Origin of the sequence: Microbacterium sp. F51-2R, from assembly GCF_052180235.1 — a bacterium.
In the GTDB taxonomy this organism is placed as follows: domain Bacteria; phylum Actinomycetota; class Actinomycetes; order Actinomycetales; family Microbacteriaceae; genus Microbacterium.
On the sequence record NZ_CP197470.1, the window covers coordinates 913,107 to 929,891 of the forward strand.

11 protein-coding genes are annotated in these 16,785 nt (G+C 67.9%); 6 read left to right on the plus strand and 5 right to left on the minus strand.

Features of this window, described 5'->3' with window-relative positions; translation table 11 throughout:
* Nucleotides 1–68: 68 nt before the first annotated feature.
* Entirely contained in the window at nucleotides 69–1,274 is a 1,206-nt protein-coding gene (locus ACSBPH_RS04290; RefSeq protein WP_442576367.1) for an MFS transporter, read from the minus strand.
* A gap of 189 nt (nucleotides 1,275–1,463) precedes the next feature.
* Between ACSBPH_RS04290 and ACSBPH_RS04295 the strand changes: the two genes are divergently transcribed.
* The 3 genes from ACSBPH_RS04295 (at nucleotide 1,464) to ACSBPH_RS04305 (ending at nucleotide 3,690) form a co-directional block, all read left to right on the plus strand.
* A complete protein-coding gene (locus ACSBPH_RS04295; RefSeq protein WP_442576368.1) occupies nucleotides 1,464–2,390 on the plus strand; it encodes a helix-turn-helix transcriptional regulator in 927 nt (308 codons plus the stop codon).
* Nucleotides 2,387–2,581, plus strand: a complete 195-nt coding sequence (locus tag ACSBPH_RS04300) for a hypothetical protein (protein WP_442576369.1) — start codon at nucleotides 2,387–2,389, stop codon at nucleotides 2,579–2,581. The genes ACSBPH_RS04295 and ACSBPH_RS04300 overlap by 4 nt, the downstream gene beginning before the upstream one ends.
* Nucleotides 2,582–2,664: 83 nt before the next feature.
* The gene (locus tag ACSBPH_RS04305) at nucleotides 2,665–3,690 is read left to right on the plus strand and encodes an FAD-dependent monooxygenase (RefSeq protein WP_442576370.1); all 1,026 of its coding nucleotides are present in this window, start codon (nucleotides 2,665–2,667) and stop codon (nucleotides 3,688–3,690) included.
* A gap of 121 nt (nucleotides 3,691–3,811) precedes the next feature.
* Here ACSBPH_RS04305 and ACSBPH_RS04310 read toward each other — a convergent pair whose 3' ends face one another.
* Entirely contained in the window at nucleotides 3,812–9,376 is a 5,565-nt protein-coding gene (locus ACSBPH_RS04310) for a PxKF domain-containing protein (RefSeq protein ID WP_442576371.1), read from the minus strand.
* Nucleotides 9,377–9,927: 551 nt separating this feature from the next.
* Between ACSBPH_RS04310 and istA the strand changes: the two genes are divergently transcribed.
* Nucleotides 9,928–11,622 (plus strand): IS21 family transposase, encoded by a 1,695-nt coding sequence (gene istA, locus ACSBPH_RS04315; RefSeq protein ID WP_138176056.1) that lies wholly within the window; start codon nucleotides 9,928–9,930, stop codon nucleotides 11,620–11,622.
* The gene (gene istB, locus ACSBPH_RS04320; protein WP_251201782.1) at nucleotides 11,619–12,419 is read left to right on the plus strand and encodes an IS21-like element helper ATPase IstB; all 801 of its coding nucleotides are present in this window, start codon (nucleotides 11,619–11,621) and stop codon (nucleotides 12,417–12,419) included. The genes istA and istB overlap by 4 nt, the downstream gene beginning before the upstream one ends.
* Nucleotides 12,420–12,434: 15 nt before the next feature.
* Here istB and ACSBPH_RS04325 read toward each other — a convergent pair whose 3' ends face one another.
* Nucleotides 12,435–12,824, minus strand: a complete 390-nt coding sequence (locus ACSBPH_RS04325) for a heavy metal-responsive transcriptional regulator (protein ID WP_138176040.1) — start codon at nucleotides 12,822–12,824, stop codon at nucleotides 12,435–12,437.
* A 100-nt stretch (nucleotides 12,825–12,924) separates the two neighbouring features.
* Between ACSBPH_RS04325 and merA the strand changes: the two genes are divergently transcribed.
* The gene (gene merA, locus ACSBPH_RS04330; RefSeq protein WP_442575805.1) at nucleotides 12,925–14,301 is read left to right on the plus strand and encodes a mercury(II) reductase; all 1,377 of its coding nucleotides are present in this window, start codon (nucleotides 12,925–12,927) and stop codon (nucleotides 14,299–14,301) included.
* 70 nt (nucleotides 14,302–14,371) lie between these two features.
* Here the strand turns inward: merA and ACSBPH_RS04335 are convergent, their stop codons facing one another.
* Both ACSBPH_RS04335 and ACSBPH_RS04340 read right to left on the minus strand, forming a co-directional pair.
* The gene (locus ACSBPH_RS04335) at nucleotides 14,372–15,730 is read right to left on the minus strand and encodes a family 43 glycosylhydrolase (protein ID WP_442576372.1); all 1,359 of its coding nucleotides are present in this window, start codon (nucleotides 15,728–15,730) and stop codon (nucleotides 14,372–14,374) included.
* A 65-nt stretch (nucleotides 15,731–15,795) separates the two neighbouring features.
* A complete protein-coding gene (locus ACSBPH_RS04340; protein ID WP_442576373.1) occupies nucleotides 15,796–16,770 on the minus strand; it encodes a hydroxyacid dehydrogenase in 975 nt (324 codons plus the stop codon).
* Between the last annotated feature and the right edge of the window lie 15 nt (nucleotides 16,771–16,785).

The following is a 16,785-nucleotide window of genomic DNA, read 5'->3' on the forward strand; positions in this document are numbered from 1 at the left end:
CGCTCACGCGATCGAGGCGGCCCAAGGCCGAGCGGGGAGGACGTTCGGGACGCCGACCCCGCTCGCCTTCACGGGGTGCGGCGCTTTCCCGCTGTCGAAGCCAAGATCCCTGCAGGGAGCGCGGCAGCGATGGTGAGCACGAACCCGGCGAGAGGGACGCCTTGTTCAGCGAGAGGGGTGGCGAGGGCGTATCCGCAGAGCGCGGATCCCACGGCGATACCGACGTTGAAGAACGAGTTGCTCAGCGCGACGGGGAGGACGCCGTCCGGTCCGGCGGTGCGCAGCGCTTCGGAAACGAAGATCGGGTTCGCGGCGAATCCGAACAGGCCCATCAGGGTGAACGACATCACCGCGACCGGGAGGATGTCGCCCCACACGAAGAGCACGAGCATCACCAGTGCCAGGCCGATGACCGAAGAGGTGATGACGGTGTAGGGCCGGCGATCGCCGAGGCGTCCGCCCAGGGTGGTGCCGGTGAGGGCGCCGATGCCGTAAGCGATCATCACGAGCGGCACGGCGGCATCCTCGAGCCCTGCCCGACCGGTCAGCTGCGGCGAGATGAAGCTGTAGACGCCGAGGAACGCGGCCTGCACGAGCGCGGTCAGGGCATAGATGGTCCAGAGCCGCCCGCTGCGAAGGCGACGCAGTTCAGTGCTCAGGTCATCGTTGGCGCCGGACGCGGCCATGCCGCCCGGCAGCGCACGCCACATCAGCGCCGCGCAGGCGAGGGCGAGCACAGCGAGGATCCAAAAGGGTCCCTGCCAGCCCAGGAACTGCCCGAACGCGGTCCCGATCGGCACGCCGAGGACGGTGGCGAGGGTGACGCCTCCGACCATGACCCCCATGGCGCGGGCTCCCGCTGCCGCCCCGGCTGCGGCCGCGGCGACGACCGCTCCGATCGCCCAGAACGTGCCCGTCGCCAGAGCGGCCGCGAACCGAGCGATCAGGACGATCGCGAACGAGTCCGTCGCGGCCGCGACGATGTGCGCGACCGCGAACAGCACGAGCGCCAGGATGAGTGTGGCCTTCCGCGGGAGCCGCAGGGTGAGTACCGCCATGATCGGCGTGCCGACGACCATCCCCAGCGCGTAGACGGTGATGAGCAACCCCGCCTGCGGCAGAGTGACGTCGAGAGAGGCTGCGACCGAGGGCAGCAGGCCGGCGACGATCATCTCGGTCGTGCCCATGACGAACGTGACCAAACCGAGCATCCACACCACGAGTGGCAGGCGCTCCCGGGCGCGCGGAGGCGCGGTGACAACATCCTCCGGCATATGTGTAGTCGCGGTATCCGGCATAGTGAATCTCCAAAGTCGTATGTGCGGTGAGAGGCATTCGCACCGCGTCCTCACTCGAGGACTCTCTCTATTTCGCCACGCCTGTCTCGGGGGCGGCAGTGTCAGGTCCTCCCAGGGTCTGGCAGTCCCTGTCACAGCGCGCGCCACCGTCGTACCGTGAAGCTCATGGACGACCAAGCCGAGATTCGCGGATTCCTCACCTCACGACGGGCGCGCCTGTCGCCGGAAGAAGCCGGAATGACGCCGTTCCCCGGCTTGCGCCGCGTTCCCGGACTGCGACGCGAAGAGGTCGCCTACCTCGCCGGAATCAGCGCCGACTACTACACGCGACTCGAACGGGGGCGCCTGCACAGCGTCTCCTCGGAAGTCCTCGATGCCGTGTCGCGTGCCCTGCGCCTCAACGAGGTCGAGCACGATCACTTCCTCAGCCTCATCCAGGCTCTCGGCCCAGCCCCGCTCCGACCGCATCGGCGCAGGGCGCGCCCCGCCGATGACGACAGGCTGCTCCTGCAGCGAGTGGTGGACGCGATCGAGGTCCCCGCCTACATCCAGAATCGCCAGCTCGACGTCCTCGCCGCCAACGACATCGGCTGGGCGTTGTTTCCGCACGCTGAAGACGAGATGCGGCGCACGGGACGTCCATTCAACCTCATGCGGTTCCAAGTCCTCGACCCGCGGGCGCAGGACTTCCTCATCGACTGGGAGGAGGCAGTGATCGGGGGCGTCGCGCTCTTGCGAGACGCCTCCACCCGCGAACGGGACAACACCGAACTCTTCGCCCTCATCGGGGAGCTTTCGAGCAAGAGCGAGCTCTTCCGCACCGCGTGGGCGTCACACGACGTCCTTCGGCACCGACGCGCCCGCAAGCGCTACCACCACCCCGCCGTCGGCGAGCTCCACTTCGAATCCGCATCATTCCTTCTGGACACCGACCCCAGCCGAAGCCTCATCGTGTATTCCGTGGAACCCGCGTCTGCGACGGATGACGCTCTCCGCATCCTCGGCAGCCTGCGCGCTCACGACGGTGCGAGTAAGACGGCTTCGTCCGCTTCGCCGCAGGCGTCCCCGTCACGGGAGAACAGCTCACGATGACGCGCTTGCGGGTGCGAAGCAACTTCGTCGGCGGCGCCGCCGGTTCGGCGGCGGCCGGAGCCCTCTGGGCGGCCGGAGGCTGGACCGCGATCACGATCGCCGGCGTGGGCACCATCGCCGCCACCCTCGTCGTCTGGGCGATCAGTCGCACCTCGCTCGGCACTGCGGTCGAGCTGGAGACCTCATCGTGACCGCCCCGCACGATGCACCACCGATCCGAGCGAAAGCGCGGCCCCTGCGGTCCCTCATCGTCGGCGGTTCCCTCGCGGGGCTGGTGACCGCACTGGCGCTGGGCCGCGCGGGCATCGACGTGACCGTTCTGGAACGCTCCCAGCCGGACCCGCAGTACGGGGGCGGGCTCGCGGTTGACGGGGAGCAGCTGGCGCAGGTCACCGGGGTCACCGAGTTCCGGCAGCATACGGCGAGCTCCGCCTATCCCGCGCCTTGGACCGCACTGCGCCGTACGCTGCGCGAGGCCGCCGACCAGCATCCTCGCGTCACGCTTCACCACGGCACCCGGATCGTCGACGTCGGTCAGGACGCAGGCACCGCCTGGGCGGTCAGCGGGGACAGCGGACGATTCGACGGGGATGTGCTGCTCGGCGCCGACGGGCATCGCAGTCTGGTGCGTCGCCGCGTCGCGCCAGAGCGTCCCGACGCGGACTTCGCCGGGTACGTCATCTGGCTCGGCATGGTGGACGAGGAGAAGCTGGACTATCCGGGCCACCGGCCCTCTCACTGGGACATAATGCGGTCCGCTGGGGACATTCTGTTCGGCGTGCCCGCCGCCGGGCCCGACGGATCGCTCGAACCGGGACGGGGACGTATCGGCTGGGCGTGGTACGACCGCGGGCACAATCGGATGCTGCGCGAGACCGGCGCCGTCGTCGATGGCGTCGTGCAGCACTCGGTGCGCCCCGGGGACGTCCCGCAGCAGACGCTCGACGACCTGAAGAGAGCCGCACAGCGCTGGCCGCGCCCCTGGCGAGACGCGATCGTGCAGAGCATCGCCGACCGGGAGGTGCTCGGAACACCGATCGCCGAGTACGTGCCGCTCCGGCTCGTCTCGGGGCGCCTTGCGATTCTCGGCAACGCCGCCCACGTGCCCACCCCCATGACCGGGCAGGGCTTCGACGCCTCACTCCGCGACGCCGAGACCCTCGCTCGTGTGCTCGAGGGCGCACGCCCCGACGACGCCCCTGATCGGCTCGCGGCCTACCAGCGGGAGCGACTCGAAGACGCGCGCCGACTCGTCATGGGGGGACAGCGGTTCAGCAGGTCGTTCGCCGCCTCGACGTGAGGCTCTCGGGGGGTGACGCCCTTCCCCCGCGCGAAGGTCCGAGTTCCAGCGGCCCATGTAAGGTGCGCGCAGCCGGGCGGGAGGCCCGGCTGCGCGCTCTGTGAGAGGGGCTAGCGGCGTATCACCGGAGTTTGAACAGCGCGCTGATGATCGAGCCGTCCCTCGCGGTCATCTTCACCTTGTAGCAGACGCCCGCCGACTTCGGCGTCTGCCAGTTCTGGATGAACTGGCCGGCCGTCGCGTCGTAGCGGAGGCTCGTGCCACCGGTCGTTGTGACCTCGATCTCATCCGTCGGGTCGTTGGCACTTCCGCATGTCACCGCGCCGTACGTGAAGCTCGCGACCGCGCTCGTCGAGGTGAGCTCGGTCCCGCCGGCGAAGAGCTCGAACTTCAGGGGCACAGTGGCGCCGCCCTTGACGGTGTTCCACACTCCGTTTCCGTCGACAGGGGCGTAGAACCCGCCGGTCCTCCACGCTGCGACGGTGTAGGAGCGGGTTTCCGTCGACGTGTTACCCGACCCGTCCTTCGCCGTCGCGGTGAGGGTGTGGGGGCCGACCCCCGTTCCGAAGCCGGTCACGCTGCACGTCGCAGTCTCGTCGACCGCATCCGTGGCCGAGCACGTCGGCGCGGCAGGCAGCTGGTCGAACGGGTAGGTCCCGCCGTCGGCTGGTCCACCAGCCCACGCGATGGACGGCGCGGTGGTGTCCTTGACCGTCACGCTCACAGACTCCGTACCCGTGTTTCCCGCCTTGTCGGTCGCCGTGCAGTGCACCGTGGTCTGTCCGAGGGCGAAAATCGAGCCCGGCTCACGGTCGCACGACACGGGGACGGTGCCATCGACGAGGTCGGACGCGCTCACGCCGAAGTCCGCCACTGCCGCGCCGTTCGGGCCGGTCGCCTCCGCGACGATGGAGCCGACCGCAACCGAGACGGTGGGGGCGGTGGTGTCTTGCACCGTGACCTCGAACACGGCCTCCTTGGCCTTGTTGCCTCGCGCGTCCTGCGCGTTGCAGGCGACGACGTGCGTGCCGAGAGCGAACGTCGAACCGGACGCCGGGGAGCACACGACCGGGACCGATCCGTCGACGAGGTCGGAGGCGGACGAGATGTATGTGACCACAGCGCCCCCCGGACCAGTCGCCTCCCGCACGATCGGCGCGGCCGGCACCCTCACGCTCGGGCCTGTCGTGTCCGAGACCGTGACAGCGAAGCTCCTGGTCGTTCTGCTCCCCGCGGCATCCGTCGCTTCGCACGCGACCGCTGTCTCGCCGATCGGGAAGGTGGAACCGGAAGCCGGGGAGCACGCGACGGTGACGTTGTCGTCTGCCGATGCCACGAACGTCACGACAGCGCCGGTGGGAGCGGTGGCTTCCGTGCTCACGGCGGCCGGAATGGACACCGCGTGCACCGTGACCTTCGCGACGGCCGGCACCGAGGTACCCGCAACGGCGCCCTTGACCTCGACGGTTCCGGCAGTCGACCAGACCGACGGGTCGACTGCGGCCCACTGCACGCTCTCTACCGTCTTGGAGCCGTCGGCCCGTGTCGCCACCACAGTCGCGGGGAGGCGTGGCGCCTCCGGCCCGAATGTGGTGACCTCGACAGGGGCGATCGAGGCGACGGGGGAGGTCACCGCGCCGTACAGCCGCAGCTCGGCGAGGTTGAGGATGTCACCGTTCGTCAGCCGCAGGTAGCGGAATCCGCTGCCCGCGAGCGCGGGATCCACCGCAACACCTTGCCAGGACAGCGTCTGCTGGACGCCTGTGACGAGGGTGCTCCACTGTTGCAGGTTGTTCGAGCCCAGCAGCCGCATGTTCTTGACACGGGTCACCCCGAGGCTGTCCTGCCGAACGGCGAGCTCGACGCGATCGAGTGCGATCTGTCGGGTGGTGCCCAGGTCGAAGATGATGTCGGCGGAGCCGTTCACGAGGCGTGCATCGGTGTACGTCGTCAGCGACCCGTCGAACAGATTCTGTGGACGGGCCACGGTGGAGGGGTCGGGGGTTCCCGCGAGCGTCACCGTGGATGCGACCTTCAGCAGATCAGTCACGAGCCCCTTGTTCGTGCCGATCCGCACCGTGGATCCGTCGGTCGTCTTCCGCACGGTGAGTGCACGCCGGCCGTCGGCCGTCGTGTGGTCGACGGTGATGGCGGCGTCCGAGCCGATCCGATCGCTGGCCGCCAGGATGACGGTGGCCTTGAAGGTCGTCGGCGTCCCGGCGGACTTGATCGCCGCCGGCGCCCCATCGATGGTCGCGGAGATCTCCTTCGGGGCCTCCGTAGTGGTGATGTCGAGAGTCACGGTGTCTCCGGCGACCGCGTAATTGCGCAGCGGATTCGAGGACGACATCTTCACCGAGCTGATCGCGTTCGCCGGCGCGGTGTAAGTCCCGAACACGCGCGTCTCAGCGAGGTTGATGATGTTGCCGTTGGTGAGTCGGATGAACCGGAAACCCTGATCGCTGATCGAGCTGAGACGCTGCCAGTTCAAGGTGGCCTGCACGCTGCTGGTCAGCCGAGTCCAGGTGGTGCCGTCCGACGAGCCCTCGTACCGAAGTGTGCTGAGCCGGCTCGTGCCGTACTGGTCCTGCCGCACCAGCACGTCCACGCCGCGGATCGACATCGACGCACCCTCACCCAGATCCCAGACGAGTGCAGCCCGCCCGTTGGAGAGTCGCGTGTCGGTGAACGTGGCGATGTTCTTGTCGAACAGTTTGGCCGCCTCGGCCGCCGGAGTGGGGTTCGCGGTGCCGGCGGCCGCCGTCACCGGCGCGGCCTGGAGCGTCTGGTCCACCAGGCCTTGATCGCTCGACACGTACACGCTGCTGCCATCGGAGGTCGTCACAACGGTGTCCGCTTTCAGGCCGGCGCTGGTCGTGTGATCGATGGTGAAAGGCAGCTGCGCGCCGGGCGTGACTGTCGCGGGCAGAGTGGCCGTCGCCTTCCACGTCCGTCCGCCGTCGGAACTGGTCGCCGGCGCGTCGGCACCGGCGATGGTGACCTTCACCCCCGTGATGGGCGCCGAGGCGGTGAAGTCGAGGGCGACCGTGCTGCCGGCGACCACGCGGTTCTTGAGGGAGTTCGGCGCGCTGAGCGCGACGCTTGTGAGCTCCCCGACCGCTTCCGAGCGTTCCCCGAAGATGTGGAACTCGGTGATCTCGAAGAGATTCTGCACATTGCCGTACAGCAGGTCCGGAAGCGGCTTCAGCAGTTGCACCTTGATGTACTGGAAGGTGTCGTCGCGCAGATCCTGGGCGACGTCGAGGTACTGCATGTCCTGCGTCATGGTCGTGACAGCGGGTGTCAGGCGCGTCCACGATGCCCCGTCGTTCGAACCGAACACCGCCGAATTGGCCAGCCGGTCCTCGAAGATGTTGGATCGCAGTGCGAATCGGTCGGCCCTCACCCGCGCGAACGGCCCGAAGTCGAACACGTGGGACAGGTTGACCGCCTGACCGTAGACCGTTCCGGTCTGCGGGTTGTCGTCCACCAGGAGCGACGTGCTCGCCCCCGCGGTCGAGGTGGCAACGAGTGAGGGGTAGTCCAGCGACCCGAGAGCCGTCTTCGGCGAGACCAGCCGCAACGCGTCGACGGCGTTCGTCAGTGCGGTGAGCGCCTCCTGGAAGGCAGCACTCTCCGCGCCGAGGGCCGCTTGGGCTTTGTCCGAAGCGGCGGCGTACGCGACATCCGTGCTGCGCGTGTAGACGGTGCCGGTGTCGTGACCGACGCGCGCCAGCTGCAACGCCGCGCCGCGGTCGGCACCGGCTATCAGCTGCAGACGCTGCGCCGAGACGGTGGTGCCGTCAGAGACCGAGATCACGACTTCGTATTGCCCCGCAGTCGACGGCGACCACTGCAGCCTGCCGGTCGTGGCATCCAGCTGGGCTCCGGCCGGAAGGCTGCTGCTCTCGTACTTCAGCGCAGCACCGGAGCCGCCCTCGGCGGGCAGCGTCGCCGTCACGCTGTTGCCGGCGACGGTGACAGCACGCTCCGGGGCGCCCTTGAACCGCACCGGGTTGAGCGAGGCCGTGTCGACCAGGATGCTGTCGACGTCGACCGAGCCGCCGTCGCCGATGGTCTCGATGTAGACCAGGTCGGCGAGGGACTCGGCGCCGGTGAGGTCGATGACGATCTGGCGCCACTGACCGCCGGTAGCCGGGACGATGATGCTCTTGTTCACGCCGAAGGACAGCCGCAGCTCCGTCGCCTCATCGGCCCGGACCTTCAGCGCGATGCGCTTGTTCGTGGTGGAGCCGTTGAGGAAGGCGATCTTGGCCGACTCTGCGGCGGACGTCAGCCGGACGAAGGACGTGTCGCCTTCGGTCTGCCGCTTCACGGCGCCCGAGATCGTGGTGTAGCGATCCTCGACCTGGAGCGTCGTCGCGCTGGTCTGCGGCTTCGGGACCGGCGTCCCGGCGGCTTCGGCAGGAGTGAACAGCCAGAAGTCGCCCCCACCGTCGACGTTGTCCCAGGCACGCGTCACGGCACCGCGATAGTAGTAGTCCGGGGGGAGCCGCTTCGAGAACGCCTCGGCGTAGTACGGCGCGACGGTCGTCAGGTCGACGCCGCGCTCGTAGGTGTAGTAGTAGTAGAGGTCCCAGAAGCCAGCCGTGTTGAACCGGCCGCGGTATGCCTCGGAGGGACGGTCGTAGGTATCCCGGACTGTTCCGTCCGGCGAGATCGCGTATCCGACCGGCATCCAATCGACGTCGTAGCCGAGCATGTACTTCCAGAAGTAGTCGGCCGCGGCGAGGATCCGGTCGTCGAGGAACTCGTAAGGGCCTACGGCACCCGGCGCGCTCGAGATGGTTCCCGCAGCCGGGTCCACCTTCGTGCCCTGCGCCATCATCAGGCGGGCCAGAATGTACGCGTTGGTGATGTCGCCGCCGCCGTGCGCCTGATCGCGACCCATCTCGACGTGCTGGACACGCGGCTCGGCAACGGGCTGTCCGGTCGCGTCATCGCGCTCCACGAGGCGGAAGATCCGCTTGACAGCGCCATTGAAGCCCTGGTCGTTCGCGGTGGAGTTGACGGTGAACCACTCCACCGACTTGGCGTAACCCTGCGCGTCGTCGAGGAAGATGTAACCGGCCATCGCACCCAGCAGGGGGTACAGGTGCTGGTTCATGAAGTGATTCTGGTCGCTCTGAAACGTCGCGATCACCGGGGTGATGAGGTTCCGGCTGAATGTGGTGGTGTCCGCATCCGTCCACGGCGTCTCATCGCCCGCGCACGACCCGTAGCGCAGGATCTCCGCGGCAGTGACCATGCGGTTCAGCGGGATGCCGGTGTGGATGTGCGAGTCGGCGAACTCGGCGTACTTGGCCGGATCCATCTGCTCCCAGATCCGGATGATGCGCATCGCGTTCGTGCGGTAGACCTGTTCACCCGTGAAGACATACATCAGCGCCTGCGTGTACGCCTTCAGGCCGTCGGCGATGAACCGGCCGTTGAAACCCTGGCTGTCGAACGCGGTCGACGCGGCAACCTTCGGGTCGGTTGTCGAGGCGTTCGAGGAGGTCACGGTGGTCGCGGCAGCCGGCGAACTCGACATCGCGGTGAAGTAGGTCGCCCACGGCTCCGCTCCCACCTGGATCTGATGACGGACGTTGGCGAGATTCTCGGCGGTCACGCTCACCCCCGGGTGCGTGAACCCCGCCGCACTCTCGGTCGTGGCGAATTCCACAGTGCACGCCTCAACGGCATGGACTGAGGGAACCGCTGTTCCGCCGGCGGCCTGAACACCGGTGCCGAGGAGTGCTGCCACCGCAGCCACGGCGACGATGCTTCGCCACCTGAGTCCCGGCTTGCGGGTCGGAGCATGAACGCTACGCACGATTGCACCTTCTTCATTGAGGTCGAGAGCCACCGATCATGGTGGATATCGTTTGCCATTAAGCAAAGCAAGACCGCGTGGATACGTCAAGCGAATTCTTGTTCTCAGTCCCGAAAGAATTCGATTCGGAAGTCGGTCACATCGGCGCACCAGCGCCTCCTGTCGAGATCATCGACACGCACTCCAAGAAAGAGCCCGGTGAACCTCAGCCGGGGGCCGTGATCGTCGGACAGTGTCCACGCAGGATACGTGCCCGGCAGCGACGACACGGCGCCGTCCGCGGCGCTGGCTCTGTCAGTCTGTTTTGGCCCCGGGGTGACGGCTAGGAGTGGCCCCACTTTCTGACTTGCCGGGGCGGTTCTGACGGTTTGATCTGGCCCCACCCGAGCGTGTGTTTCGTGTTGCTTCAGGATGAGCGGGCCCGGCAGGGGTCGAAAGTGGAATTGTTCGCGGATATCCGGCGTGCCTCGCGCGTCGACGGGCTATCGGTGCGCGCGTTGGCAGACAGGTTCGGGGTGCACCGTCGCACGGTGCGGCAGGCGCTGGCGTCGCCGGTTCCGCCGCAGCGGAAGACTCCGACGCGGATGTCGCCTCGGCTGGGGCCGTACAAGGCGGTGATCGACGCGATGCTCACGCAGGATCTGGACGCTCCTCGCAAGCAGCGGCACACGGCGACAAGGGTTCTCGCGCGGCTGGTCGACGAGCACGAAGCGACGGGACTGTCCTACTCGACGGTCCGCGACTACGTGCGCGTACGTCGTGCTCAGATCGACGCCGCCGCCGGGCGCCGCGTCGAGGTGTTCGTCCCGCAGGAGCACGCACCTGGTGAGGAAGCCGAAGTCGATTTCGGCGAGGTCTGGGTGATCCTGGCCGGGGTGAAGACGAAGTGCCACATGTTCACGTTCCGGCTCTCGCACTCGGGGAAGGCGGTGCACCGGGTGTACTCGACGCAATCGCAGGAAGCGTTCCTCGAGGGACACATCGACGCGTTCGACGAGATCGGTGGGATCCCGACCCTGCACATCCGATATGACAACCTCACGGCCGCGGTGCAGACGGTGCTGTACGGGAAGGGCCGTAGTCGGATAGAGAACGACCGGTGGGTGCTGTTCCGCTCGCATTACGGGTTCGACTCGTTCTACTGCCAGCCCGGGATCGATGGCGCCCATGAGAAGGGCGGCGTCGAAGGCGAAGTCGGTCGGTTTCGTCGCACCTGGCTTTCTCCGATGCCGGTCATCGACTCGCTCGCCGAGTTGAACGAGCAGATCCGCCGGTGGGACGCGCGCGACAACGAGCGGCGTATCAACACCCGGATCCGCACTGTCGGGCAAGACTTCACCGACGAACAAGCACGCCTTGCGTCATTGCCAGGCGAGCTGTTCGACCCTGGCCTGGTGCTCTACCCGCGGGTAGACCGTTCGAGCCTGATCACCGTGCGGATGGCGAGGTACTCCGTGCCCGCCCGTCTGATCGGGCGAAAGGTGCGCGTCTCGTTGCGGGCGTCTGAACTTGTGGTGTTCGATGGCCACGCCGAGGTCGCTCGGCACGAGCGGGTCGTGGCCCGCGGCGGCGAATCGATCAACCTCGACCACTACCTCGAGGTCCTCAGACGCAAGCCCGGCGCGTTGCCCGGATCCACCGCGCTGGCCCGTGCACGCGAAGCCGGCGTGTTCACGACAACGCATGACGCGTTCTGGCAGCAAGCGCGGAAGGTCGACGGCGACAGCGCCGGCACAAGGGCGCTGATCGACGTGCTCCTGCTCCACAGGACCATGCGAACCGTTGACGTGATCGCAGGGATCCGTGCCGCGCTCACGGTCGGGGCGGTGTCTGCCGACGTCGTCGCGGTCGAAGCCCGCCTGCACGCGGCCGGGCCCGAGTCAGACCGTCATCGCGTTGAACAACCGCGACGTGATGTGCAGCGAGTTTTCAGCCTCACCCAGCGTCGCCTCGCGGATCCGGCCGCGGTGATCGCCGGACTCCCAGCCGACCGGCGGCCGCTGCCATCCGTCGCCCACTACGACGAACTCCTCAGCCGACGTCCCGAACCGGAACCGCCGGTCACCGATAAGAGAGAAGGAATCACCGGAACATGACCACTCCCACCAACGTCACCACGACCCTGCGTCGACAGCGCGGGCTGACCGAAGAAGCCGCCGCGGCCGCCGTTGACCAAGCCTGCCGCAGGCTCCGCCTACCCACCATGCGGGCCGTGATGCACGAAGCGATCACGGCCGCGGAACGCGAGCAGCTGACCTACCAAGGCTTCCTCGCCGAACTCCTCCTCGCCGAGTGCGACGACCGGGACCGAAGGTCCGTGGTCCGCCGCGTGTCCGCAGCCGGGTTCCCGAGGAACAAATGGCTCGGCGACTTCGACTACGACGCGAATCCGAACATCAACCCGGCGACGATCCATACCCTCGCGAACGGGGACTGGATCCGCCGCGGCGACCCGCTCTGCTTGATCGGGGACTCCGGCACCGGGAAGTCGCACCTGCTCATCGGCCTGGGCACCGCCGCAGCTGAGAAAGGCTTCCGCGTCCGATACACCCTCGCCACGAAGCTCGTGAACGAGCTCGTCGAAGCCGCCGACGAGAAACAGCTCACCCGTACCATCAACCGGTACGGCCGCGTCGACCTGCTCCTGATCGACGAGCTCGGCTACATGGAACTCGACCGGCGCGGCGCGGAACTCCTGTTCCAGGTCCTCACCGAGCGCGAAGAGAAGAACTCCGTCGCGATTGCATCCAACGAGTCATTCAGCGCTTGGACGAAGACCTTCACCGACCCGCGCCTGTGCGCGGCGATCGTGGACCGGCTCACGTTCAACGGCACCATCATCGAAACCGGCACCACCTCCTATCGCCTCAACCACACCCGTCAGCGGCAGTAGCGATCCGAAAGCCATTCAGAGGTAGCGGCAGATGGACTCCGGTGTGCAGGCTTCGGACGCCGTAGCGGCCGCGTGCGCTCGAAGCTCGGCAATGCTCCCTCGCAGGGCGTGCAGCTGCTCGAGCTGCTCGTCGATCTCCACGAGTCGGCGGTCAAGGAGGTCCCGCACATGCGCGCACGGCGAACGGCCCGCGTCGCGAACATCGAGGATCTCCGCGGCCTGCGCAAGGGTGAGGCCCGCCGCGCGGGCCCGGCCGATGAACGCGAGCCGTTGCACCGTCTCGTCGCCATAGCTGCGGTACCCGGCCGGTGTGCGCTCCGGCGGCGGCAGCAGTCCGCGCTCCTCGTAGTACCGCAGCGTCGACGGCCTCGTCCTCGCCTTCTCCGCGAGCTCTCCGATCCGCATTGTGACACCTCCACCAACGGGCTTGACCTTCAAGCATGCTTGAAGGTCCATTCTGACGGATGTGACCGCGCAAGCGGCCCGGTTCACCCGAGGAGGCATCATGACGCAGCACAGCGAGTTCGATCTTGCGGTGATCGGCACGGGCGGGGCGGCGATGTCCGCCGCGATCCACGCCCGACTCGAAGGGGCCAGCGTGGTCGCCATCGAACGCGGCACCCTCGGCGGTACCTGCGTGAACGTCGGCTGTGTGCCCTCGAAGACGCTCCTCGCCGCCGCGCACACCCGCCACGCCGCCCTCGCGAACCCGTTCCCCGGCGCCCCCACGTCCGCCGGCACTGTCGACCTCGGCGCCCTCGTGCGGCAGAAGGATGACCTCGTCGGCATGCTCCGCCAGACCAAGTACGCCGACATCGCCGCCGCCTACGGGTTCGACATCCTCCCCGGCGCCGCCACATTCACCGACCCGGCAACCCTCCTCATCGACGAACGACCGGTTCGTGCCAGGTCGTATCTCGTCGCCATCGGCGCCGAACCGCACGTCCCGGCCGTCCCCGGGCTTGAGCACGTCGACTACCTCACCTCGACCACGGCAATGGAACTCACCGAGTTGCCCGCCTCGCTCGTAGTGATCGGCGGCGGCTTCGTCGGCCTCGAACAAGCCCAGCTCTTCGCCCGCCTCGGCGTGGCCGTCACCATCATTGGCCGGCTCGCCCCGCACGCCGAGCCCGAACTCTCCTCCGAACTCCGCAAGGCCTTCCTCTCCGAGGGAATCACCGTCGTAGGCGACCGCGCCGCCACGATCATCCAGGACGACGGCGTGGTGCGGGTGCGCACCCGCACCGGCAAGGCGGTCACCGGAGAACGCGTCCTCATCGCCACCGGACGCACACCACGCGCCAACGGGCTCGACCTCGCCGCGGCGGGCGTCGCGACCGACGACCGCGGCTTCATCATCGTCGACGAGCAGCAGCGGACCACGAACCCGGTCGTGTTCGCCGCCGGCGACGTCACCGACGTGCCCCAGTACGTGTACGTCGCCGCGATGGCCGGGAAGATCGCAGCCCGCAACGCCCTCGGCCACCACGAACAGGTCGACTACACCGGGTTGCCCTCCGTCCTGTTCACCGCGCCGCAGCTCGGCTCCGCCGGCATCACCGAAGCCGAAGCCATCGCCGCCGGATACCGGTGCGCCTGCCGATACCTGAGGCTGTCCGATGTGCCCCGAGCCATCACGAACCACAACACCCGCGGCGGCATCAAGATCGTCGCCGACGCGGACACCGGCAAAGTCCTCGGCGTCCATGCCCTCGCCGAAACCGCCGGCGAGATGATGCTCGCCGCGACCTACGCCATTAAAGCCGGATTCACCGTCACCCAACTCGCCGACACGTGGGCCCCGTACCTCACCATGGCCGAAGGCATCCGCCTCACCGCGAACCTCTTCCGCAACGAACTCCCCACCTCCTGCTGCGCCTGACAGCAGACAGCGCCCCACATCGAACCGACGCCTCGACGGGGCCACTTCAAAACGTCACCCCGGGGCCAGATCAGGTTGACAAAGTCACGGCGCCGACCGCGAAGGTAAGCACGGGGCCGTCGAGGTCTGCCCGCAGGCGGATCGCACCGTGGGGAAGCGGGAAGGGACGCGAGCGGGTGGTGAGGGCGCCGTCGCGGCACACGACGCGCGCGTGGCGCCCGTTCCGCTCGTCCCAGGTGACCTGCAGCCAGATCCAGCCATTGCGGTCGTACCAGGCGATGAGACCTGCCGACTCCCGTGGGCTGCCTGGATCGGCGTCGACCACGACCTCGGCCGTGGTGCGATGCTCTTCCACACGGGTCACCAGCATTGACTGCTCGAAGACGGACGCCGGCGACTGCCCGCCGCGAAGCCGCAGCCAGCCCGGGCGGGTGCGCAAGTCCGCCGCCGTCCCCAGCGGAGTGCGGACCGTCGACCACCGCCGAGTATCGAGAACCCCGGATGAGAAGTCCTCGCTGAATCCGTCGCGCTCAACCGGCGAACCGGAGGTCGCCAGCGCGATGGGGACGTCGACCGCGCCGTGGTGGCCGCCGTGCGCGAGTCGCAGCCATCCATCGCCGTCGATCGCCACCTTCTGCAGGCAGGTCTCACGACCGAGCGTCGAGTAGCGCTTCCCCAGGTGAAGGGTGGGCCGGCTGGCGAGGTGGGCCAAGATCCACTCGCCAGCCGGGGTCTGCACGAGCTCCCCGTGCCCCGCCTTCTGCAGCGGCTCGCCGGGAGCATCGCGGGTCGTGAGGAGGTCGTTCTGCGGGTCTCGAAGGTAGGGCCCCCGCAGACCCCGCGATCGTGCGACGGTGATGCCGTGGTTCCAGCCCGTGCCGCCGGCGGCCATCATCAGGTAGTACCAGTCGCCGATCCGGTACAGATTAGGGCCTTCGACCAAACCGTCCTCCGAGTAGATGAAGTGCGCTTCGCCGGTGGTGCGCTGTTCGTCGGGCAGGTACTGCTCGACGACAAGGCCGCTGAAGGAGGGGTGTTCGGGGCGCTGATCCCACTGCACGCCGACGATCCAGTGGGTGCCGTCCGGGTCGTGAAAGAAGGAGAAGTCGAAGCCGCGCGAGCCGAGGTAGGTGGGCGCACTCCACGGGCCGTTGATGGTGGGGGCGGTGACGAGGTAGTTGTCGATGTCCTTGTCGTCGCCGTCCATCGTCCGCACGATCGAGTACGTGAGCCAGAAGCGGCCGTCCGCGTAGGAGAGGCTGGGCGCCCATACACCGCCGGAGTCAGGGATACCGCGAAGGTCGAACCCGTCCTCGAGCGCATGCCCGACTACCTCCCAATGGACGAGGTCGACGGAATGGTGCAGGCGCACGGCCGGATGGAACTCGAAGGTGCTTGTCGCGATGTAGTAGTTCTCACCGACGCGCATGATCGAAGGGTCCGGATTGAAACCACGCAGGACCGGGTTGTGGATGACGCCCACGAAGGCTGCTCCTAAGGGCTGATGGGGTGAGCGAAGGGCTGCCCGACGACGAATCGTTCGACCTCGGCGACGGCCGTCGCGCCGAGGCGCTGCAACTCGCTGCCTGTCGAACCGGCGAGATGCGGCGTCAAGAAGACGTTGGGAAGGTCGTACAGCGGGTGCCCCGGAGGCAGGACTTCGGGCTCGGTGACGTCGAGCACGGCGCGCAGACGCCCGGCGGTCAGCTCCTCCACGAGCGCGTCCTGGTCGATGAGCGATCCACGCGCCGTGTTGATGACGGTGGCGCCGTGAGGAAGCTCCGCCAGCACCTCGCGGGAGACCATCCCACGGGTCGCGGGCAGCTCCGGTGCGTGCACAGTGAGTATGGAGCTTCGTCGCGCGAGTTCGGCCAGGTCCGTCACCTGCTCGGCGCCCAGGCGCGCAGCCTGTTCCGGCGTGGTGTACGGATCGAAGAGCAGCATGTCGACCGCATGGTTCTGCAGCAGCCGCATCACCAGAGTGCCCACGCTCGACGCGCCGACGATCCCGATCGTGCGACGGAACAAGCCCGTGTGTGCGAGCTCAACCTCCCGGAGCACTTCAGCTTGCCTCTGCCCGTACGTGCGGGACACCCAGAACGCGTCTTTGGAGGCGAGGATGATCATCGCAAGTGTGAACTCGGCCACCGGGATGGCGTTCGCGGCCCGCGCCGAAGATATCGCGATTCCACGTGCAGGGGCGGAGGGGTCAAGGAATCCCACTCCCCCGCCCCAATGCACCACTCCGCGAAGTCGGGGCATCTGATCGAGCTCTGCCTCACCGAGCTGTTGCGCGCCCCACCCGGTGATGAGCAGCTCGACGGACTGGCGCTCGGCGACGGTCAGATCTGCCAGCGGACGGTCGGGGCGTGAGACGTCGACATCCACAAGCTGTCCCAGCCGAGTCCGCTCGGGTTCGGCGAACACGAGCGGGAAGGCCGAGGCATCCATGGACAGCAGCGCTTTCATGCCGGCCGCTCATGC